At 70.2% G+C, this 19,449-nt stretch carries 17 protein-coding genes; 11 read left to right on the forward strand and 6 right to left on the reverse strand.

The window, feature by feature from the left end; genetic code table 11:
* Positions 1-44 precede the first annotated feature (44 nt).
* The 3 genes from rsmB to def all read right to left on the reverse strand — a co-directional run bounded on the left by rsmB (position 45) and on the right by def (position 3,018).
* Complete coding sequence (gene rsmB, locus AC6CH2_RS07910; protein WP_498268758.1) at positions 45-1,400, reverse strand: 16S rRNA (cytosine(967)-C(5))-methyltransferase RsmB; 1,356 nt, start codon at positions 1,398-1,400, stop codon at positions 45-47.
* Positions 1,401-1,402: 2 nt separating this feature from the next.
* Positions 1,403-2,326 carry a methionyl-tRNA formyltransferase gene (gene fmt, locus AC6CH2_RS07915; protein ID WP_498268759.1) on the reverse strand — a complete coding sequence of 308 codons (924 nt, stop codon included), beginning with the start codon at positions 2,324-2,326 and terminating at the stop codon, positions 1,403-1,405.
* A 179-nt stretch (positions 2,327-2,505) separates the two neighbouring features.
* Positions 2,506-3,018 carry a peptide deformylase gene (gene def, locus AC6CH2_RS07920; protein ID WP_435397371.1) on the reverse strand — a complete coding sequence of 171 codons (513 nt, stop codon included), beginning with the start codon at positions 3,016-3,018 and terminating at the stop codon, positions 2,506-2,508.
* Between the two features lie 158 nt (positions 3,019-3,176).
* Here def and AC6CH2_RS07925 point away from each other — a divergent pair, with 158 nt between their 5' ends.
* The 10 genes from AC6CH2_RS07925 to AC6CH2_RS07970 all read left to right on the forward strand — a co-directional run bounded on the left by AC6CH2_RS07925 (position 3,177) and on the right by AC6CH2_RS07970 (position 14,620).
* A complete protein-coding gene (locus AC6CH2_RS07925; protein ID WP_435397372.1) occupies positions 3,177-4,328 on the forward strand; it encodes a LysM peptidoglycan-binding domain-containing protein in 1,152 nt (383 codons plus the stop codon).
* Between the two features lie 102 nt (positions 4,329-4,430).
* Positions 4,431-5,621, forward strand: coding sequence for a DNA-processing protein DprA (gene dprA / locus AC6CH2_RS07930; protein WP_498268760.1), 1,191 nt, complete (start codon positions 4,431-4,433; stop codon positions 5,619-5,621).
* Positions 5,622-5,723: 102 nt separating this feature from the next.
* Positions 5,724-6,212: a DUF494 family protein gene (locus tag AC6CH2_RS07935; protein ID WP_435397398.1), complete on the forward strand. Its 489-nt coding sequence runs from the start codon at positions 5,724-5,726 to the stop codon at positions 6,210-6,212.
* A gap of 256 nt (positions 6,213-6,468) precedes the next feature.
* A complete protein-coding gene (locus tag AC6CH2_RS07940; RefSeq protein ID WP_498268761.1) occupies positions 6,469-7,227 on the forward strand; it encodes a pilin in 759 nt (252 codons plus the stop codon).
* A 43-nt stretch (positions 7,228-7,270) separates the two neighbouring features.
* A complete protein-coding gene (locus AC6CH2_RS07945; RefSeq protein WP_498268762.1) occupies positions 7,271-8,326 on the forward strand; it encodes an RDD family protein in 1,056 nt (351 codons plus the stop codon).
* A 241-nt stretch (positions 8,327-8,567) separates the two neighbouring features.
* Positions 8,568-11,138, forward strand: a complete 2,571-nt coding sequence (locus tag AC6CH2_RS07950) for a DNA topoisomerase I (RefSeq protein WP_498268763.1) — start codon at positions 8,568-8,570, stop codon at positions 11,136-11,138.
* A 214-nt stretch (positions 11,139-11,352) separates the two neighbouring features.
* Positions 11,353-12,354, forward strand: a complete 1,002-nt coding sequence (locus AC6CH2_RS07955) for a lytic polysaccharide monooxygenase (RefSeq protein ID WP_498268764.1) — start codon at positions 11,353-11,355, stop codon at positions 12,352-12,354.
* Between the two features lie 115 nt (positions 12,355-12,469).
* Positions 12,470-13,036 carry an L-threonylcarbamoyladenylate synthase type 1 TsaC gene (tsaC, locus tag AC6CH2_RS07960; RefSeq protein WP_498268765.1) on the forward strand — a complete coding sequence of 189 codons (567 nt, stop codon included), beginning with the start codon at positions 12,470-12,472 and terminating at the stop codon, positions 13,034-13,036.
* A gap of 142 nt (positions 13,037-13,178) precedes the next feature.
* On the forward strand, positions 13,179-13,943 hold the full coding sequence (locus AC6CH2_RS07965) for a DUF4124 domain-containing protein (RefSeq protein WP_498268766.1): 765 nt from the start codon (positions 13,179-13,181) through the stop codon (positions 13,941-13,943).
* Positions 13,943-14,620 carry a DUF4124 domain-containing protein gene (locus tag AC6CH2_RS07970; protein WP_498268767.1) on the forward strand — a complete coding sequence of 226 codons (678 nt, stop codon included), beginning with the start codon at positions 13,943-13,945 and terminating at the stop codon, positions 14,618-14,620. The genes AC6CH2_RS07965 and AC6CH2_RS07970 overlap by 1 nt, the downstream gene beginning before the upstream one ends.
* 183 nt (positions 14,621-14,803) lie before the next feature.
* Here AC6CH2_RS07970 and AC6CH2_RS07975 read toward each other — a convergent pair whose 3' ends face one another.
* Positions 14,804-15,580 carry an SDR family oxidoreductase gene (locus AC6CH2_RS07975; protein ID WP_031372121.1) on the reverse strand — a complete coding sequence of 259 codons (777 nt, stop codon included), beginning with the start codon at positions 15,578-15,580 and terminating at the stop codon, positions 14,804-14,806.
* An 85-nt stretch (positions 15,581-15,665) separates the two neighbouring features.
* Between AC6CH2_RS07975 and AC6CH2_RS07980 the strand changes: the two genes are divergently transcribed.
* The gene (locus AC6CH2_RS07980; RefSeq protein ID WP_498268768.1) at positions 15,666-15,905 is read left to right on the forward strand and encodes a hypothetical protein; all 240 of its coding nucleotides are present in this window, start codon (positions 15,666-15,668) and stop codon (positions 15,903-15,905) included.
* Between the two features lie 89 nt (positions 15,906-15,994).
* Here the strand turns inward: AC6CH2_RS07980 and sppA are convergent, their stop codons facing one another.
* On the reverse strand, positions 15,995-17,881 hold the full coding sequence (sppA, locus tag AC6CH2_RS07985) for a signal peptide peptidase SppA (RefSeq protein WP_498268769.1): 1,887 nt from the start codon (positions 17,879-17,881) through the stop codon (positions 15,995-15,997).
* A 112-nt stretch (positions 17,882-17,993) separates the two neighbouring features.
* Positions 17,994-19,424, reverse strand: coding sequence for an MATE family efflux transporter (locus AC6CH2_RS07990; RefSeq protein ID WP_498268770.1), 1,431 nt, complete (start codon positions 19,422-19,424; stop codon positions 17,994-17,996).
* Between the last annotated feature and the right edge of the window lie 25 nt (positions 19,425-19,449).

Here is a 19,449-nt window from a genome sequence, read left to right on the forward strand (position 1 = left end):
GTGGAGAGGCCGCGGTTCGATCCGGGCCAGCGCTCGCCCTTGGCTCAACCCTTGCGCAGGCGCGCGTAGAAAAAACCGTCGCCGCCGCCGTCGCCGGGCAAGCGCTGGCGGCCGACCTCGCGGTCGTGGCCGAACTGCGCCGGCAAGGGCTCGGCGCGCGCATCGGCGGTGCGGGCCAGGAACTCGCGCACCTGACCCTCGTTCTCTTCGGCCAGGATCGAGCAGGTCGCGTACACCAGCACGCCGCCGGGCGCGACCGTGCGCCACAGCGCATCGAGCAGGCCGGCCTGCAGCACCCTCAGGGCGGCGAGGTCGGATTCGCGCCGGTGCAACACCACGTCGGGTTGGCGGCGGACGATGCCGGTCGCCGAACACGGCGCGTCCAGCAGCACCGCATCGAAGGGTTCGCCGTCCCACCACGCCGGCAGGTCGGCGGCGTCGGCCACGCGCAACTCGGCGCGCTCGGCCAGGCCCAGCCGGGCCAGGCCGCTGCGCACGCGCTGCAGGCGCGCCGCGTCGACATCGAGCGCGGTCAGGCGCGAATCGGGGTCGCGTTCGAGCAGGTGCGCGCTCTTGCCGCCGGGCGCGGCGCAGGCGTCGAGCACGCGCGCACCGGGCGCGGCCGCGATCGCGTCGGCGACCAATTGCGCGGAGGCGTCCTGGATCGACACCGCGCCCTCGGCGAACCCGGGCAGCGCGGCGATCGCCACCGAACCCTGCAGGCGCAGCGCATCGGGCAGGCCTTCGACCGCCTCGGCGTCGAGGCCGGCCTCGGCGAGCCGTTCGCGATAGGCCTCGCGGCTGCCGTGGCGCGGGTTGACCCGCAGCCACATCGGCGCCGGCACCGCGCTTTCGGCGAGGATCGTCTCGTAGTGTTCGGGCCAGTCGCGGCGCAGCCGCCCGCGCAACCAACTCGGCCAGTGCGAATGGCGGGGGTCGAGCGCGGGCAGGCCTTCGCGCTGGGCGCGGCGCAGCAGTGCGTTGACCATGCCGGCCTGGTGCGGATAGCCCAGGCCGCGCGCGGCCTCGACGGTGGAGTCGAGCGCGGCGTGCGCCGGCAATTGCAAAGGGTCGAGCTGGGCCAGACCGACGTACAGCAGCGCGCGCAGTTCGCCGTCGCGGCGGGTCAGCGGCCGCGCCATCCAGGCGGCGAGCGCGCCCTCGTAGCGCAGCGGCTGGCGCAACACGGCGAAACAGATCGCCTCGACCAGGGCGCGGTCGCGCGGGTCGGCCAGGCCCGGCAGCGCGCTCGCCAACTCGGCCTTGAGCGACCGGCCGCGGTGCATCACCGCGTCGAGCACGCGTGCGGCGATCGCGCGCGGTTTGCTGCCGCTATGCAGTCCGTCGGCGTGCGCGACGCTGCCGCGCGCTCGGTCGGACGGAGTAGGCCGGTCGCTCATGCTCAGCGCGCGACCGCGAGGTCGCGCCGGCCGTTCAAATAATCCGCGGCGGTGATCGCCTTGCCGCCGTCGCGTTGCAGCACCCGGATGCGCAGGGCGCCTTCGCCGCAGGCGATGTCGATGCCCTCGCGCCCGGCTTGCAGCACGCTGCCGGGTTCGGCCGAATGCTGCAGCGGCACCGCGATCGCGCCGTGCACGCGCACGCGTTCGCCGGCGATGTTCGCATCGGCCATCGGCCAGGGATTGAACGCGCGCACCTTGTTCGCCAATGCCGGCGCCGGCTGAGCCCAGTCCAGGCGCGCCTCGGCCTTGTCGAGCTTGTGCGCATAGGTCACCCCGTCCTGCGGCTGCGGCTGCGCGATCGGGCGCATGCCGGCGCGCAACAGGCCCAGGCCGTCGCTCAGCACCTGCGCGCCGAGCGCGGCCAGGCGGTCGTGCAACTGCCCGCCGGTTTCGGCCTCGCCGATCGCCAGCGATTGCGACAACAGCACCGGCCCGGTGTCCAGGCCCTTCTCCATCTGCATCAGGCACACGCCGCTGTCGCGGTCGCCGGCCTCGATCGCGCGCTGGATCGGCGCCGCGCCGCGCCAGCGCGGCAGCAGCGAGGCGTGCACGTTCCAGCAACCATAGGTCGGGATGTCGAGCACCGACTGCGGCAGGATCAGGCCGTAGGCCACCACCACCATCAGGTCGGGCTGCAGCTCGCGCAAGGCCGCACGCGCGGCCGCGCTCTTGAAGTTCTCCGGCTGCATCACCGGCAGGCCGCGCGCCAGCGCCTCGCGCTTGACCGGCGACAGCGCCAGTTCGCGGCCGCGCCCGGCCGGGCGGTCGGGCTGGGTGTAGACGGCCACCACCTCGTTGCGCTGCGCGGCGGCGCGCAGGCTCGGTACGGCGAAGTCGGGAGTACCGGCGAATACGATGCGCATGGGGGCTCGGGAATGGGGGATCGGGACTGGGAATTAAAGACCGGCGGACCGGCGCGCATCATCGCGCCCGGGCCGACGCCGCGGGCGCAAGACTACAGAAACGAAGAACGGGAGCAGAAAACCCGCGCGCGCCGCACGGCGGCGCGCCGATTCCCCACTCCCGCCCCGATGCGCGGCGCTCAGGCCGACTGGCGGCGCTGCTTGGCGAGCTTCTTGCGCACCATCTCGCGCTTGAGCGGCGAGAGGTAGTCGACGAACAGCTTGCCGTCGAGGTGATCCATCTCGTGCTGCACGCACACCGCGAGCAAACCGTCGGCGCTGAGCTCGAACGCTGCGCCGTCGCGGCCGATCGCCTTGACCGTGATCTCGTTGGCGCGGGTCACGTCGGCGAAGATGCCGGGCACCGACAGGCAGCCTTCCTGGTAGACCTGCTCGCCGGATTTGGCGACGATCTCAGGATTGACGAACACCAGCGGCTGGTTCTTTTCTTCCGACACATCGATGACCATGAAGCGCTGATGCACGTCGACCTGGCTCGCGGCCAGGCCGATGCCGGGGCATTCGTACATGGTCTCGAACATGTCGTCTAGCAGCTTCTGGAACTGCGGCGAGGTCACGTGCGCGGCGTCGACCGGCACGGCCTTGGTCCGCAGACGCGGATCGGGGAATTCTAGGATTGGGAGCAGGGCCATGGCGTCGAAAATGGGGGCGTGGGTCACATACGCAAGCTTTGGTTGCATTGTAACCCCGTTATAGGCTGCAAAGGCCTGCTAACGTTCGCAGCTTCTGGGCTATAGTCCGGGTGCCCGCAGAGGGCAAACCTGGAAGGGGAATCAGGTAGATGGCCGCCATGTTTAAACCGATCCGCGCGGTTTTCGCCGCCGCGTTGCTGACTGTTGCCACGTACGCCATTGCGGCGGAACTGCGTGGCGACCACCCCGACACCTACGTGGTGAAACGGGGCGACACCTTGTGGGACATCTCGGCTCGCTTCCTGAAGCGGCCGTGGCTGTGGCCGGAAATCTGGCAGGCCAACCCGCAGATCAAGAATCCGCACCTGATCTATCCGGGCGACGTGATCTCGCTGGCCTACCTCGACCGCGTCGCGGCCCAGGTCAAGCCGGGTCCGCGCCAGGAAGCCCCGATCAGCGGCATCCCGCTGTCGGACATCGAGCCGTTCCTGAAGAACCTTCGGGTCGTGGACGAGTTCGAGCACCTGCCCTACGTGGTCGGCCTGGAAGAGGACCGCCTGCGCGTCACCCAGGGCCAGGTCGCCTACATCAAGAACCTGCCGGACCAGACCCCGGGCACGCGCTACGCCGTGGTCCGCCCGACCCAGCGCTACACCCGCCTGGATCGCGTGGCCTGCTGCGACATCATGCGCGCCGCCGACCTGGACTTCCGCGGTCGCCGCACGGTCGACTTCGAAGCCATCTGGACCGACGTGGTCGTGCCGGACAAGGGCCGCGAGCTGCTCGGCTACGAGCTGATGCAGGTCTCGACCGGCACCGTCAGCCGCGGCGCCGAGAACGGGATGGAGGCCAGCACCCTGGTCATCGACGACACCGGCCGCGAAATCCGCGTCGGCGACCGTCTGATCCCGGTCGAAGCCCAGCCCTACGACCTGCAGTTCTTCCCGCATCCGCCCAAGGCCCAGTTCGACTACGGCCGCGCCCAGGTCTTGGCCGTGGCCGACCTGGTCAAGCACGGCGGCCCGCGCGACGTGATCGCCCTGTCGGTCGGTGCCCGCGACGGCGTCGACAACGGCACGGTGTTCTCGACCTGGCGGGTCGGCACCCGCGCCGTCGACCGGGTCAAGGTCGGTCCGGACCGCGACCCGACCCTGGTCGGCAAGGCCTCGCGCGTGCGCCTGCCGGACGAGTTCTCCGGCCACGTCATGGTGTTCCGCACCTTCGACAAGGTCAGCTATGGCCTGATCATGGACGGCGTGCGCCAGACCAAGGTCGGCTACGAGCTCAAGCATCCCGATGCGGCCTACTGATCGGTCTGCCTGACCTCTGAGGAAAAAGCCTGCGGGCTTTTCCTACAGCGATCCACGACGGCGCCTTCGGGCGCCGTCGTCGTTTGCAGGCTAGGCTGTTCCATGCCTTCGCCCCAGATCCAGTTGTCCGACGACGACCTCCACGCCCTGTTGACCCTCATCGCCGCCGGCGGCGGCGCCGCCGCACGGCGTCAACTCCTCGAACTTCACCCCAGCCCGGCCGCCGCCCTCGCCGCCGGCACCAGCCAGTGGCAGGCCGCCGGGCTCGCCCCCAAGCAGATCGAGGCCCTGCGCGCACCGGACCAGGACGCCCTGGCGCGGGCGCTCGACTGGCTGCACGCACCCCGCCATCACCTGGTCGGCTGGCACGACCCCGACTACCCCGGCCTGCTGCGGCGCGCGCCGAACCCGCCGCTGGCGCTGTTCGTCGCCGGCGAACCGGCCCTGCTCTGGCATCCGGCGGTGGCCGTGGTCGGCAGCCGCTCGCCGACCCCGGGCGGGCGCGACAACGCCGCCGACTTCGCCCGCGCCCTGGCGCGCTCGGGGCTCGCGGTCGCCAGCGGCCTCGCCGCCGGGGTCGACACCGCCGCCCACCGCGCCGCGCTCGACGCCGACGGGGTCACCCTGGCGGTGCTCGGCACCGGCCCCGACGTCGCCTACCCGCGCAACAACGCCGACCTGCATGCGCGCATCGCCGCCGAAGGCGCGCTGATCAGCGAACACCTGCCCGGCACCCAGGCCCGGCCCGAGCACTTCCCGAGCCGCAACCGGATCCTCGCCGGGCTCAGCCTCGGCACCCTGGTGATCGAGGCGGCCGAACGCTCCGGCGCGTTGATCACCGCGCGCCTGGCCAGCGAATGCGGGCGCGAGGTGTTCGCCGTGCCCGGTTCGATCCACAACCCGCTGGCGCGTGGCTGCCACCGGCTGATCCGCGAAGGCGCCGGCCTGGTCGAAAGCGCGGGCGAAGTCGCCGCCGCCCTGGCCCCGCTCGCGGCCGAGCTGGCCGACGACTTGCGCCGCCGCCTGGGCATCCCCATCTCTGCCAGCCACGCGGCCGTCATGGAGGGCGATCACGATGGCGACGACCCGTCCCAGGGAGTTAACGGCCGCCCGGATTTCACCGATCCCGACTACCAGTCCTTGTGGGACGCCCTCGGCCACGACCCAACCGGTATGGATCGGTTGGTCGAACGCACTGGATTGACGACCGCGGAACTGTCCTCCATGCTGCTGGTCATGGAGCTTGAGGGTCGCGTCGCGGCGCAGCACGGCCGTTATTTCCGCAACCGCTGAACCACGTCATCGCCGTGCGGTCCGACTCAAGACAGGTCGGCCGCCCGACGGTCAATCAGCAACTCCTACTCACCGCGCCGCATGCGGCGCAGGCCGAGGGAAATGAAAGAGAGCATCCTGGACGTCCTGCTGTACCTTTTCGAGCATTACTTCACTGAAGATGCGGACCTTGTCCGCGACCGCGATTCGCTCCGCAGCGGCCCCCTGTTCGACGAGTTGGGCCAGGCCGGGTTCAGTCCCGCAGAGATCAACAAGGCGTTCGAGTGGCTCGATGCGCTGGCCTTGCAGCGTCCGGCCGTCAGCCCGCCGCGCACCGGCGGCCCCACCCGGGTCTATTTCGGCCCCGAACTCGACAAGCTCGACGTCGAATGCCGCGGCTTCCTGTTGTTCCTGGAGCAGCACGGGATCCTCGACGCCGGCCAGCGCGAGCTCGTGCTCGACCGGGCCATGGCGCTGGACCAGGACGAACTCGACCTGGACGACCTGAAATGGGTCGTGCTGATGGTCCTGTTCAACCAGCCCGGCTCCGAGGCGGCCTACGCCTGGATGGAAACCCAGATGTTCGCCGACGAACCCGAGCCGGTGCACTAAACCGGCTCCGCGTCGCCGCGACGGCGACGCCCCCAGGCCGCAGCCCCGGCTGCGGCACGAGCCGCCATCCCCGCTCGCCGACGCTTCCCCGAGTCGATCCGAAGGCCGAACGCCGGCCGGCATGCTAGCTTCTTGCGTCCACCGTGCGCCTGGGGCGGCCGCGGCGGCATAGCCACGTCCGGCCGACGGCCCTCTCGCGGGGGTCGGCATGCCGGCGGCTCACTCACAAGGACGATCGCGAGATCAGGGGGACAGCATGACCAATTGGTATTACCACGACGCAGCCCAGGGCCGTGTCGGCCCGATCGACGCCGACGCCGTGCGCGGCCACTACCGCGAGGGCCGCATCCAGCGCGACACCTTGCTGTGGCGCGAAGGCCTGCGCGAATGGCTGCCGCTCGAGCGCCTTTCGGGCGAACTCGGCCTGGACGAGGACCTGCTGTCGTCGGCGCCGAGGCCGGTGGCGCCGCCGCCGTTGCCGCCGCAGACCCCGGGGGCGTCGGGCCCGCCGCCCTATTCCGAGCGCTCGGCCAACCCGGCCGATGCCGCCGCCGCGCACTTCAACCAGCGCCAGGCGCCGCCGCCGCGGCGCGGCCTGTCCGGCTGCGCGATCGTCGCGATCGTGCTGGCGGTGCTCGCGATCCCGATGATCGGCATCCTCGCCGCGATCGCCCTGCCGGCCTACCAGGACTACACGGTGCGGGCCAAGATCACCGAGGCGATCAACGGCTCGGGCCAGTACAAGCTCCAGGTCGCCGAGTACGTGGCCGCCAACGAACAATGCCCGGACAACGACAGCCAGGGCTTTCAGCCCGCGATCGCCTACGCCAGCCCCCGCGTGGCTTCGGTCAAGTTCGGCGAACTGGAAGGCTGCGGCATCGAAATCGAGCTGCGCGGCATCGGCCGCAAGGCCGACGGCCAGAAGGTCTGGCTGGAGCTGGCCCCCTCGAGCGGCGAGTGGACCTGCAGCTCGGAGGTCGAAGACCGCTTGCTGCCGCAGAACTGCCGCGGCTGAGCGCCCTCCGCAACAACGAACCAGGACAGGACAGAGATTCGCGATGAGCCAGTGGTATTACAGCGACAACGAGCGCAACCGGCATGGACCGCTCGAGGGCGCCGACATGGCCGCCCTCCACCACGGCGGCGAGCTGGGCCCGGACACTCTGGTCTGGCGCGACGGCCTGGCGCAGTGGCGGCCCTGGCGCGAACTCGCCCATGAGCTGGTCGCCGAGCCCGGCTTCGCGGCCGAGGAGCGCCCGCAGGAAGTTCAGGCCGGCGCCGCGGCGGTCGCGGCCGAGCACCCGGCGCTCCGCAGCGACCCCCAGCCCGAGGCCGCGGCCGGCACGGCCGCCGCGCCGATGGCTGCCACCGCCAACCTGGCCGCTGGCGCCCCTGCTCCCGCCACGCCCGGCTACGACGGCAGCAGCGGCGCGGCCGAGCCCGTCTCGCCGTATGCGGCGCCGCGCGCCGGCGTCGCCGACGACGCCACCGTCGTCCACGGCTTCGAGGTGGTGCATGTCGGTTTCTGGAAGCGCCTGGCCGCGTACATGATCGACTCGCTGCTGGTCGGCATCGCCTATTACGCCGTCAGCATGGTCCTGACCGTGGGCCTGGTCGGCTTCGGCCTGTCCTCGGCCTCGGGGCTGTCCTCGTCGGCCTGGCTGGAAAACCCCGGCGTCGCCATCGCGGTGCTGATGGGCGTGGTCTACACCTGCATCGGCCTGATCAGCGCGGCCTACTACGCCGGCTTCGAGTCCTCCTCGATGCAGGCCACGCTCGGCAAACTCGCGGTCGGGATCAAGGTCGTCGACGCCGACGGCCGCCGCCTGACCCGGATGCGCGCGCTGGGCCGCTGGGCCTCGAGCCTGCTGTCGTACCTGAGCCTGTGCGTCGGCTTCCTGATGATCGCCTTCACCGACCGCAAGCGCGGCCTGCACGACATCCTGGCCAAGACCCAGGTGGTCGACCGCTGGGCCTACACCGCGCGCCCCGAGCTGCAGCGCCGCGATCTGGGGCCGGTCGCGATCGTGGTGCTCGTACTGGGCGGCCTGCTGTGGCTACTCTATGTCGGCGTCGTGCTCGCGATGGCCTTGCTACCGATGTTCGGGAACTGAGCCGCAACGCTCTGTAAGCTGAACAGGCTACAAGCCATCACGCCCTCTTCAAGTGTTTCAGTGCCAATTTATTGGCGTTTCCGGCAGGCCGCGCTTGACAGCTGCGGCCGGCTCGTGATTCCACTAGAAAAAGGAAACCTGAACGCCCGCGGCCGAACGCTGCGGGCGTCGCCTTCTTAACCCCTGCCCCTCACGAGGCATCGTTGCCGTGCAGCGCCCGCACCGGGCCTGCGGAGTACCCATGGCCAAGAACCTCCTCATCGTCGAGTCGCCCGCCAAGGCCAAGACGATCAACAAGTACCTCGGCAAGGATTTCACCGTCCTGGCCTCCTACGGCCATGTCCGCGACCTGGTGCCCAAGGAGGGCGCGGTCGACCCCGACAACCACTTCGCGATGGACTACGCCGTCATCGAGAAGAACGAGAAGCACGTAGACGCGATCGCCAAGGCCGCCAAGAGCGCCGACAACCTGTTCCTGGCGACCGACCCGGACCGCGAAGGCGAGGCGATCAGCTGGCACATCGGCGAGATCCTGCGCGAGCGCGGCCTGCTCGAAGGCAAGCCGCTGCAGCGCGTGGTGTTCACCGAAATCACCCCGCGCGCGATCAAGGAGGCGATGAGCCACCCGCGCGCCATCGCCAGCGATCTGGTCGATGCGCAGCAGGCGCGCCGCGCGCTCGACTACCTGGTGGGCTTCAACCTCTCGCCGGTGCTGTGGCGCAAGGTCCAGCGCGGCCTGTCCGCCGGCCGCGTGCAGTCGCCGGCGCTGCGCATGATCGTCGAGCGCGAGGAAGAGATCGAAGCCTTCGTCGCCCGCGAGTACTGGAGCATCGAGGCCGAGTGCGCGCACCCGACCCAGGCCTTCACCGCCAAGCTGACCAAGCTCGACGGCAAGAAGTTCGAGCAATTCACCATCACCGAGGGCGACACCGCCGAGGCCGCGCGCAAGCGCCTGGTCGCCGCCGCCAACGGCGCGCTGCACGTCACCGACGTCGTCAGCAAGGAACGCAAGCGCCGCCCGGCCGCGCCGTTCACCACCTCTACCCTGCAGCAGGAAGCCTCGCGCAAGCTCGGCTTCACCACCTCGCGCACCATGCGCGTGGCGCAGAAGCTGTACGAGGGCATGGCGCTCGGCGACGAGGGCACGGTCGGCCTGATCAGCTACATGCGTACCGACTCGGTCAGCCTGTCGCAGGAGGCCGTCGCCGAGATCCGCGACGTGATCGCCCGCGACTTCGGCACCAAGGCCCTGCCGGACAAGCCCAACACCTACCAGACCAAGTCCAAGAACGCGCAGGAAGCGCACGAAGCGATCCGCCCGACCTCGGCGCTGCGCACGCCCGCGCAGGTCTCGCGCTTCCTCGACGACGACGGCCGCCGCCTGTACGAGCTGATCTGGAAGCGCGCGGTCGCCTCGCAGATGGTGCCGGCCACGCTCAACACGGTCAGCGTCGACCTCGCCGCCGGCTCCGAGCACAGCTTCCGCGCCTCGGGCACCACCGTGATCGACCCGGGCTTCCTCGCCGTGTACGAGGAAGGCAAGGACGCCAAGGCCGCCGAGGACGAGGACGAAGGCCGCAAGCTGCCGCTGATGAAGACCGGCGACCGCGTGCCGCTCGACCGCATCCACGCCGACCAGCATTTCACCGAGCCGCCGCCGCGCTTTTCGGAAGCCTCGCTGGTCAAAACGCTCGAGGAATACGGCATCGGCCGTCCCTCGACCTACGCCTCGATCATCCAGACCCTGCTGTTCCGCAAGTACGTCGAGCTCGACAGCCGCCGCTTCCGTCCCAGCGACGTCGGCCGCGCGGTGTCGAAGTTCCTGTCCGGCCACTTCACCCAGTACGTCGACTACGACTTCACCGCCAAGCTCGAAGACGAGCTCGATGCGGTGTCGCGCGGCGAGGAAGAGTGGGTGCCGCTGATGGAGCGGTTCTGGGGGCCGTTCAAGCAACTGGTCGAGGACAAGAAGGAATCGGTCGATCGCAGCGAAGCCACCGGCGCGCGCGAACTCGGCATCGACCCCAAGAGCGGCAAGCCGGTCAGCGTGCGCCTGGGCCGCTACGGACCGTATGCGCAGATCGGCACCGCCGAGGACGAGGACAAGCCGACCTTCGCCTCGTTGCGCCCCGGCCAGAGCATGCACACCATCTCGCTCGAGGATTCGCTCGAACTGTTCAAGCTGCCGCGCAAGCTCGGCCTGGACAAGGACGAGGAAGTCAGCGTCGGCGTCGGCCGCTTCGGCCCCTTCGCCAAGCGCGGCAGCGTGTACGCCTCGCTGAAGAAGGAAGACGATCCGTACACGATCGACCTGGCGCGCGCGGTGTTCCTGATCGAAGAGAAGGAAGAGATCGCCCGCAACCGCATCATCAAGGAGTTCGAGGGCAGCGACATCCAGGTCCTCAACGGCCGCTTCGGCCCTTACATCAGCGACGGCAAGCTCAACGGCCGCATTCCGAAGGATCGCGAGCCGGCCTCGCTGACCCTGGAGGAAGTGGTCAAGCTGATGGAAGAAACCGGCAAGCCGATGCGCGGCCGCTTCGGCAAGAAGGGCGCGGCGAAGAAGGAACCGGCCAAGAAAGCCGCCAAGAAGACCGCCGCGGTCAAGAAGACCGCCGCCGAGAAGGCACCGGCCAAGAAAGCGGTGAAGAAGGCCGCGGCCAAGAAGGCGCCGGCCAAGAAGGCGGCGAAGAAGGCGGTCAAGAAAGTCGCGAGCAAGGCCACCGCCGCGGTCGCGCCTGCCGCCGCCGGGGCGAGCAAGCCCGCAAGCAAGAAGGCGGTCAAGAAAGTGGTCAAGAAAGCGCTCGCCTGAAGCGAGCGCGCGGCGTGACGGGAAGCCCGCTTCGGGGCTTTCCGCCGCCGCTCCATGCGCCGGCGTCTGCTCGCACGGCGACCGCACGCACAGATTCGCGCCGGAACGGCGCCTAGGATCGTGCGCATTCAAGACGCGATAGCAATCGCGCGAATCGATCTGCGACCGATGTTGTTGGGGGGTGCATTCACCTATCCCAACGACAGGAGTCGTCATGTCCCGTACTTTCCGCACCGTTCTGCTCGTCTCCGGCGCCGCCCTGTGCGCGGCGCTGTCGCCCGTGTCCGCCGTCTGGGCGCACGGTACCTTCGTCAATCCGCAAAGCCGGATCTACAAGTGCTATCTCGGCAATAAAGAGAACCCGGCCGACCCGGCCTGCCGCGCCGCGTGGGCGGTCGCCGGACCGCAGTTGTTCTACGACTGGAACGGCATCAACCAGGCCAACGCCAACAGCAACCACCAGGCGGTGGTGCCGGACGGCAAGCTGTGCAGCGGCGGCAATCCGACCTTCCGCGGCCTCGACGTGCTGCGCAGCGACTGGCAGGCGACCACCCTGCGCTCGGGCAGCAGCCACACCTTCACCTTCTATGCGACCGCGCCGCACGCGACCAAGGAATGGACGTTCTACGTGACGCCGCAGGGCTGGAACCCGAGCACCGCCTTGCAGTGGAGCAGCATGCAGCAGTTCTGCAAGAGCGCGAAGGTGCCGCTGTCGAGCGGCAACAACTACCACATCACCTGCACCTTGCCGAACCGCACCGGCCGCCACGTGATCTACAACACCTGGCAGCGCTCGGACTCGACCGAAGCCTTCTACACCTGCATGGACGTCAACTTCAGCAACGCACTGGCCGAGCGCAACTCGGTCTGGCGCGACGCCGGCCACCTCAACGTCGCCAACGACTATCCAGTCGGCACCACGGTCACCCTGCGGGTGTTCAACGCCGACGGATCGGATGCGGAAAAGGTCGAGACCGTGCTGCGCGCCGGCGAGACCTCGGTGGTGGACTGGCCGCGCCGGGTCGGCGACCAGGTCAACGCGCGTTCGCGTTTCGCCCGCATCGGCGAGAAGCGCGGCGCCGACCTGATCCAGGCCAAGTCCGGCACCGCCGGCAATCGCGTCTGGCTGAGCGGCAACCGCTCCTACGCCTTCGACGTGCGCCTGCCCGAGTCGGCCCGGCCCTACGCCGACGAACACGCCCACCACGGTCACTGACCGCGCTCGACCGCGCAGGACCGCTCCGGCTGGAGCGGCCCTGCTTGTTGCGGTCTGCCTGGAGCGGCGCCGCGCGCGCATGCGACACTCGCCGCTGCCACCGTCCGGAGCCGCCATGTCCGCGCCAGCCCTGTCCATCGCCGAAGCCGCCGCCGCGCTCGCCCGCGCCGGCGTCGTCGTCTACCCGACCGAAGCGGTCTGGGGCCTGGGCTGCGATCCGCGCGACGAACACGCAGTGCACCGACTGCTCGCGATCAAGCGGCGGCCGGTCGACAAAGGCGTGATCCTGATCGCCGCCTCGCTCGCCCAGCTCGATGCCTGGGTGGACTGGAACGCGCTGCCGGCGCCACGCCGCGAGGCCGTGCTGGCCAGTTGGCCGGGCCCGCATACCTGGGCGGTGCCGGCGACCGCGGCGGTGCCGGCGTGGATCAGCGGCACCCACCGCAGCGTCGCGGTGCGGGTGACCGCCCATCCGCAAGCGCGCGCGTTGTGCGAGGCCTTCGGCCATGCCCTGGTCTCGACCAGCGCCAATCTCGCCGGCCAGCCGCCGGCGTTCCGCCGCGACGAACTCGACCCGGCCCTGCTCGCTCTCGGCGACGGCGTCTGCGTGGGCGAAACCGGCGGCCTGGCCGCGCCGACCCCGATCCGCGAGGCGCTCAGCGGCGATGTCCTGCGCGCCTGAACGCCGCGCGGATCGGTGCCGCGCGATGCCGCCGCGACGCTGAACGCAACGCCCCGGCGGCGCCCGAGCCCGTTGATCGGGCCGCGGCGCGACTTCCTCCTTTCGACTTTCCCCTAACGCAGCGGAAGCGCAAGATGCGCGCATGTCCCCTGCCCGCCGCCGCCTTCGCCTCGTCCCGGCCGTGCTCGCCGCCTGGTTGAGCGGCGCGGCGCTGCTCGCTCCGGCCCGCGCCGCCGAAGTGCTGATCTACCGCTGCACCGACGCGCGCGGCCATATCAGCCTGCGCGACACGCCGTGCAGCGACGGCCAGCGTCAGCAGACCATGAGCATGATGCGCCCGGTCGACCCGCCGCCGCGCCCGCTCGAAACCGCGGTCGCCGCGCCGGCCCCGGCGGCCTCCGAACGCCGGCCGCAGCGCTTGATCGTGCACACGCCGCAGCCGATGTACGAATGCGTCCGCCCCGACGGCAGCCGCTACACCAGCAGCAACGGCGACGGCAATCCGCGGATGATGCCGATCGTCGATCTGGGCTACGGCGTGCCGGTTTATCAAAACCGCAGCTCGCTCGGCGGCCGCGTCGGCGCGCCGACCCCGCGCCTGGGCGACCCGGGCGCGCGCATCGCCATCGCCGGACGCCACGGCAACGTCGCCTACGCCGGCACCGCCCGCTCCGGCGGGTATTATTCCGGCGGCTACGACTACGGTTACGGCGTCTACTACGGCAGCCAGCTGGTGCGCGACGAATGCCAGCAACTGCCGCAGCAGGAAGTCTGCAGCCGCCTGCGCGACCGCCGCTACGAAGGCGACCGCCGCTACAACAGCGCGCTGCAGAGCGAGCGCGCCCAGATCACCCAAGAACAGCGCGGCATCGATGCGCGCCTGAACGCCGATTGCGGAGCTTACTGATGCGTGTGTGGTGGTGCTTGCCCGTCTTGCTGCTGGCCTGCGCCGGCGTGTCCGCCCAACCGGGCAAGGTCGTGATCTATCGCTGCACCGATGCGCTCGGCCAGTTGACCGTGCAGAACGACACGCCGTGCCCGAAAGGCAGCAGCCAGGAAAAGCGGGTGATCGATTCGGCGCCGTCGAGCGCGGCGCCGCCGTTGTTCATCACCTCGCCGGTGCCGCCGATCGCATCCGGCAACGCCCCGCCGCCGCACCCGCCGGTGTCCTCGCAGCTGCCGTCGGTGAGCCGGCCGCCGGCGGCCAAGCCGGTCGCGCCCAAATCCAACATCGCCGACGGCGACCGGCTGCCGCCGCCGGTATTGTTCGAATGCCGCACCTACGACAACGGCCGTTACCTCAGCGACGACGGCCGCCCGCCGCAGCGCTGCGCGACGCTGCAGACCACCGGCCTGGGCACCACCGCGTCCGGCGCCGGCGTGGCCTGCCAGATGGTCGACGACCAATGCCAGCGCCTGCCCGACGAAGCGCTGTGCGAAAACTGGAAACAGCGCCTGCGCGAAGCCGAGTCGGCCCTGCGCTTCGGCCGCAGCGACAGCCGCGACGCGTCCGCCGCCGAAGTCGCGCGGATCCAGCGCATCGTCAGCGAGAGCACCTGCGGCAAGGCATCCGCCGCGCCTTGAAGTCGTGCGTCGGGCGTCGGGCGTCCCGGCGCCGGCGCGCCGGCGTCGCAATCCTCGACCTGGACGCACAAGTAGCAACGCGGGCCCGCGGCCGATGCGCCTGCTGTTATCGCGCCTCGGCGCAGGCGCCGGATACGTCCGAAGACGCAGCAGGGCGGGTTCCGGTCGCGCATGCCCGCGCGCTCAGAACCCGTAGCGCTGGAACCCGCCGTCCACCGCGATGCACTCGCCGGTGATGTAGCCCGCCGCCGGCAGGCACAGGAAGGCGACCGCGGCGGCGACTTCCTCGGCTTCGCCGATCCGGCCCAACGGCGTGCGCAGCAGCACCTCGTCGAGATAGTCCGGGTCGGCGAGCTTGTCGGAGGTGCGGCGGGTGCGGATGTACCACGGCGCCACCGCGTTGACGCGGATGCCGTCCTCGGCCCATTCGACCGCGAGGTTGCGGGTCATCTGGTGCATCGCCGCCTTGCTCATGCCGTACGGCGCGCCGGTGCGCACGTGCAGGTTGCCCGACACGCTGCCGATGTTGACGATGCTCGAGGAGGCGTGGCGGGTCAGCAGCGCATGCGCGTAGCGCGACAGCTCGAAGGCCGAGAACAGGTTGATCTCGAAGATCTGCCGCCACTCGTCCTCGGTGTAGTCGTTGGTCGGCTTGCTGCGGTTGCCGCCTGCGTTGTTGACCAGGATGTGCAGGCCTTCGCCGAAATCCTCGACCCAGTCGAGCAGTTCGCGGCGCTGTTCGTCGTCGGCGACGTCGGCGACGAAGCCCTGCACCTCGCGCTCGGGAAAGTCCTCGAGCAGCTCGGCACGCGCCGATTCCAGCGCCGCGGCGTCGCGCGCGGCCAGCAGCACGTCGGCGCCGAAACCGAGCAGTTCGCGCGCGATCGCGCGGCCGATGCCGGCGCTGCCGCCGGTCACCAGCGCAAGCTGTCCGTCCAATCGCCAACGCTTCGGGTCCATGCCGTCCTCCAGATCAGTCTCGGATCGACGCGCGGGCTGCGCGACGGGCGTAGCATAACGGCGTTCGCCGACCCAGGAGCCCGCCATGACGCCTCAACGGATCGTACCGACCGCCACCGCCCGCCTGGCGAGCGCCGCGCTGCTGTGCGCGCTGGCGGCCTGCGCCAAGCCGCAGCCTCCGGACAAGGAACGCCCGGTCGAGCCGCAGGCCACGCAGATGCGCGAGGCCATCGAGCGCCCGATCGAGCAGGCCAGGTCGACCGAGCACGCGGTCGACGAAGCCGCGCAGCAGCAGCGCGCGGCGATCGAGGCCGCCGGCGGCTGAGGCCGGGGCGCGGACCAAAAAGAACGGGCCGCGATGCGGCCCGTTCGGTGTTGCGCTCCGGTCTTGCGAACTGACGAGCCTTACCCGGCTCAGAGCTCGCAGAAGCAGTAGGCCAGGGCCTTGATCGGCACGCCGCTGGTCGGCTTGATCGAGCTGCGCAGGAAGCGCAGGTCGGCGGCCGCCTGCGGCATCGCCTCGCTGAGCAGGCCGCGGGCGAGATCGGACTGGCCGAGCAGCGCCGCGCCGGCGCGGCTCTGGGCGAAGCCGGCGAAGAAGCGCTCGAACGGCGTCGGCATCTTCTCGACGTAACGCACCCGGTAGTCCCCGGCCTTGCCGAGCTTGGCGCGGGCGGCGACATCGGCGATCGCTTCGGGCAGGCCGCCGAGAGCGTCGACCAGACCGCGTTCCTTGGCCTGCGCGCCGCTCCAGACCCGGCCGCGCGCGACCGCGTCGATGTCGGCGACCGGGCGCTTGCGCGCGCTGGCGACGCGGCCGGTGAAGTCGGCATAGCCCTTGTCGATCACGTTCTGGATCACCGCGCCGACTTCCGGCGACAGCGGACGGGTGATGTCGAAGGCGCCGGCCAGGCGGGTGGTGCCGACGCCGTCGGTGTGCACGCCGATCTTCTCCAGCGCGCGCGGCACGGTCGGGATCATGCCGAAGATGCCGATCGAACCGGTGATGGTCGAGGGATCGGCGTAGATCTTGTCGGCGTTCATCGAAATCCAGTAACCGCCCGAGGCGGCCAGGTCGCCCATCGACACCACCACCGGCTTGCCGGCGGCCTTCAGGGCGACGATCTCGCGGCGGATCTGCTCGGAAGCGAACACTTCGCCGCCGGGCGAGTCCACCCGCAGCACCAGCGCCTTGACGTGATCGTCGTCGCGCGCCTCGCGCAGCAGGGCCGCGGTGGAGACGCCGCCGATCGTGCCCGGCGGCTGCTCGCCGCCGGAGATCTCGCCCTCGGCGACGACGATGGCGACCTGCGGACGGGTGTCGGCCGGATTGACCACGCGGTCGAGGCCGGCGACATAGGACTCGAACGAGATCTGGCGGAAGCCGCCGTCGGCGTCTTCGTCGGCCACGCCGCGCTTGGTCAGCAGGGTGTCGACTTCCTCGCGCGTCTTCAGGCCGTCGACCAGCTTCTGCTGCACCGCGTACTTGCCGAGGTCGCCCTTGACCGCGGCCAGGCGCTGCGGCAACTCGTCGATGCCGGCGGCGAGCTGGGCCGGATCGAGCTTGCGCGCCTTGGCGACGTCGCCGAGATAGCGCGACCACAGGTCGTTCATCCAGAACAGGTCGGCGGTCTTGGACTCTTCCGAGGCCGCGTCGAGGATGTAGGGTTCGGCGGCCGACTTGAACTCGCCGACGCGGAACAGGTGCACGTCGACGCCGAGCTTGTCCTGAAGGCCTTCGCGGTAGTACTGGCGATAGCGGCCGAGGCCTTCCAGCAGCAGCCCGCCCATCGGGTCGAGGAACACCTCGTTGGCCTGCGCCGCGATCAGGTACTGGCGCTGGTCCATGCTCTCGGAGAAGGCGATGACTTCCTTCTTGCTCGCCTTCAGCCGCGCGACCGCCGCGGACAGCTCGCGCATCGAGGCCATGCCCGAGGTCTGCAGCTTGTCCAGGCGCAGCACGACGCGCTCGATGCGCTTGTCGTCCTTGGCCGCATCCAGCGCGCGCAACAGGTCGCGCAACTGCACTTCCTCGTCCTTGTCGCCGAACACGCGGCCGAGCGCGCGCGAAGCCGGGTCGGTGCTGTATTGCTCGACCAGGTTGCCTTCCGGCGCGATCACCAGGGTGGTGCGTTCGAGCAGGGGCTGTGCGCGGCCGCCGAACACCACGGCGATCAGGAACACGAACAACAAGCCGAAGAACACCAGGTTGAAGATCAACCGGCGGGTGAAGTTCATCGTGTCCCAGGCGCCGACGAAGAAACGGGCCAGGGGGCCGCGACGCGGGGCGGTATCGTTCATTGCACAGGCTCCATGGGTACAGGGGCAGACTAACCCGGCGCGGCGCCGGGTTTCATCCGCCATTCGTAACGCAGTTTTTCAAGCGGTAACGGGCCGCTAACGGCCCTGTCGTTCAGGCTTCGCGGGTGCAGCCGGTCTCGCGCGGGTCGACTTCGTGCGGCGATTCCTCGGCCATGCGCCGGGCCAGGCGCTCGGGTTCGCTGGAGCGCATGAAGCGCGTGCACAGCAGCAGCGAGGCCACGGTCAGGCCGGCGATCAGGCCGATCCACATGCCCTTCGGGCCCCAGCCCAGGCCCAGACCGAGCCCGGCGCCGACCGGCATGCCGACGCCCCAATAGGCCAGCGCCGCCAGGATCATCGGCATGCGGGTGTCCTTGAGCCCGCGCAACGCGCCTGCCGAAAGCACCTGGATGCCGTCCGGGAACTGGAACGCTGCCGCGTACAGCAGCAGCGAAGCGGCCAGGGTCGCGACCGCGGCGTCGGCGGTGTAGAAGCTCACCAGCAAGTCGTTGGCGGTCAACAGCAGCAGCCCCGAGAGCAGTTGGGTGCCGACCACGATCGCGTAGCCGGCGAACGCGGCATTGCGCACGCCGTGGTAGTCGCGCCGGCCCAGCGAATGGCCGACCCGCACCGTGGTCGCCTCGGCCAGGCCCATCGGCACCATGAAGCACAGCGCCGACAGATTGATCGCGATCTGGTGCGCCGAGGCCGGCACTTCGCCGAGGCGGCCGATCAACAGCGCGGTGACGATGAACAGACTGCCTTCCATCAGCACCGTCACGCCGATCGGCAGGCCGGTCGCGAGCAGGCCGCGGATGGTCGGCCAATGCGGCGGGTCGAAGCGCTCGAACAGGCGCAGGTCGGCGAAGCGTTTGGCCTTGCGCAGCACCAGGAAGAAACCGACCGCCTGCACCCACAGCATCGCCGCCGAGGCGATGCCGAGCCCGCCGGCGCCCATTTCCGGCAGGCCGAACTTGCCGAAAGTCAGCACGTAGCCGAGCGGCAGCAGCACCAGCAGGCCGCCGGCGCTGAGCAGCATCGTCGGCAAGGTCCAGTGCAGCCCCTCGCTGAGATAGCGCATGCAGAAGAACAGGGTCAGCGCCGGCACGCCCCAGCGGATGCCGTGCAGGAAGTCGCGCGCGCCGGGAATGATTTCCGCGGCGATCCCCATCGCCGCGAGCGCATGCGGGATCAGGGTCAGGAACGCGAACAGGAACACGCTCAGCAGCACCGCCATCCACAGGGCCTGGCGGAACAGGCCGCCGATCTCGCCGCGGCGGCCGGCGCCTTCGAGCTGCGACACCGAGGGCGGCACCGACAGCAGGGTGCCGATCGGCACCATCATCGGCAGCCACCACAAGGCAGTGCCGATGGTGACCGAGGCCAGGGTGGTGGTGCTGTGGTGGCCGGCCAGGGTGTTGTCGACGAAGCCGATCAGGCCGGTGGACACGTGGCCGGCGACGAGCGGCGCGGCCAGGACGACGGTGGTACGGATCTCCGCGGCCAGACCGGCGCGCGAAAGGGAAGGCGATGACACGGACATGGGAGAGGACCAACAGCACGACTGC

It is taken from the genome of Lysobacter sp. GQ73, from assembly GCF_059758755.1.

Excerpts from the sequence above, each read along its gene's own strand:
- tsaC (WP_498268765.1), top strand. The coding sequence starts at position 12,470 with ATGTCCGCGCCAGCCCTGTCCATCGCCGAAGCCGCCGCCGCGCTCGCC.
- def (WP_435397371.1), bottom strand. The coding sequence starts at position 3,018 with ATGGCCCTGCTCCCAATCCTAGAATTCCCCGATCCGCGTCTGCGGACC.
- AC6CH2_RS07925 (WP_435397372.1), top strand. The coding sequence starts at position 3,177 with ATGTTTAAACCGATCCGCGCGGTTTTCGCCGCCGCGTTGCTGACTGTT.
- AC6CH2_RS07935 (WP_435397398.1), top strand. The coding sequence starts at position 5,724 with ATGAAAGAGAGCATCCTGGACGTCCTGCTGTACCTTTTCGAGCATTAC.
- AC6CH2_RS07950 (WP_498268763.1), top strand. The coding sequence starts at position 8,568 with ATGGCCAAGAACCTCCTCATCGTCGAGTCGCCCGCCAAGGCCAAGACG.
- AC6CH2_RS07970 (WP_498268767.1), top strand. The coding sequence starts at position 13,943 with ATGCGTGTGTGGTGGTGCTTGCCCGTCTTGCTGCTGGCCTGCGCCGGC.
- fmt (WP_498268759.1), bottom strand. The coding sequence starts at position 2,326 with ATGCGCATCGTATTCGCCGGTACTCCCGACTTCGCCGTACCGAGCCTG.
- rsmB (WP_498268758.1), bottom strand. The coding sequence starts at position 1,400 with ATGAGCGACCGGCCTACTCCGTCCGACCGAGCGCGCGGCAGCGTCGCG.
- sppA (WP_498268769.1), bottom strand. The coding sequence starts at position 17,881 with ATGAACGATACCGCCCCGCGTCGCGGCCCCCTGGCCCGTTTCTTCGTC.
- AC6CH2_RS07955 (WP_498268764.1), top strand. The coding sequence starts at position 11,353 with ATGTCCCGTACTTTCCGCACCGTTCTGCTCGTCTCCGGCGCCGCCCTG.
- dprA (WP_498268760.1), top strand. The coding sequence starts at position 4,431 with ATGCCTTCGCCCCAGATCCAGTTGTCCGACGACGACCTCCACGCCCTG.
- AC6CH2_RS07945 (WP_498268762.1), top strand. The coding sequence starts at position 7,271 with ATGAGCCAGTGGTATTACAGCGACAACGAGCGCAACCGGCATGGACCG.
- AC6CH2_RS07990 (WP_498268770.1), bottom strand. The coding sequence starts at position 19,424 with ATGTCCGTGTCATCGCCTTCCCTTTCGCGCGCCGGTCTGGCCGCGGAG.
- AC6CH2_RS07980 (WP_498268768.1), top strand. The coding sequence starts at position 15,666 with ATGACGCCTCAACGGATCGTACCGACCGCCACCGCCCGCCTGGCGAGC.
- AC6CH2_RS07965 (WP_498268766.1), top strand. The coding sequence starts at position 13,179 with ATGTCCCCTGCCCGCCGCCGCCTTCGCCTCGTCCCGGCCGTGCTCGCC.
- AC6CH2_RS07940 (WP_498268761.1), top strand. The coding sequence starts at position 6,469 with ATGACCAATTGGTATTACCACGACGCAGCCCAGGGCCGTGTCGGCCCG.
- AC6CH2_RS07975 (WP_031372121.1), bottom strand. The coding sequence starts at position 15,580 with ATGGACCCGAAGCGTTGGCGATTGGACGGACAGCTTGCGCTGGTGACC.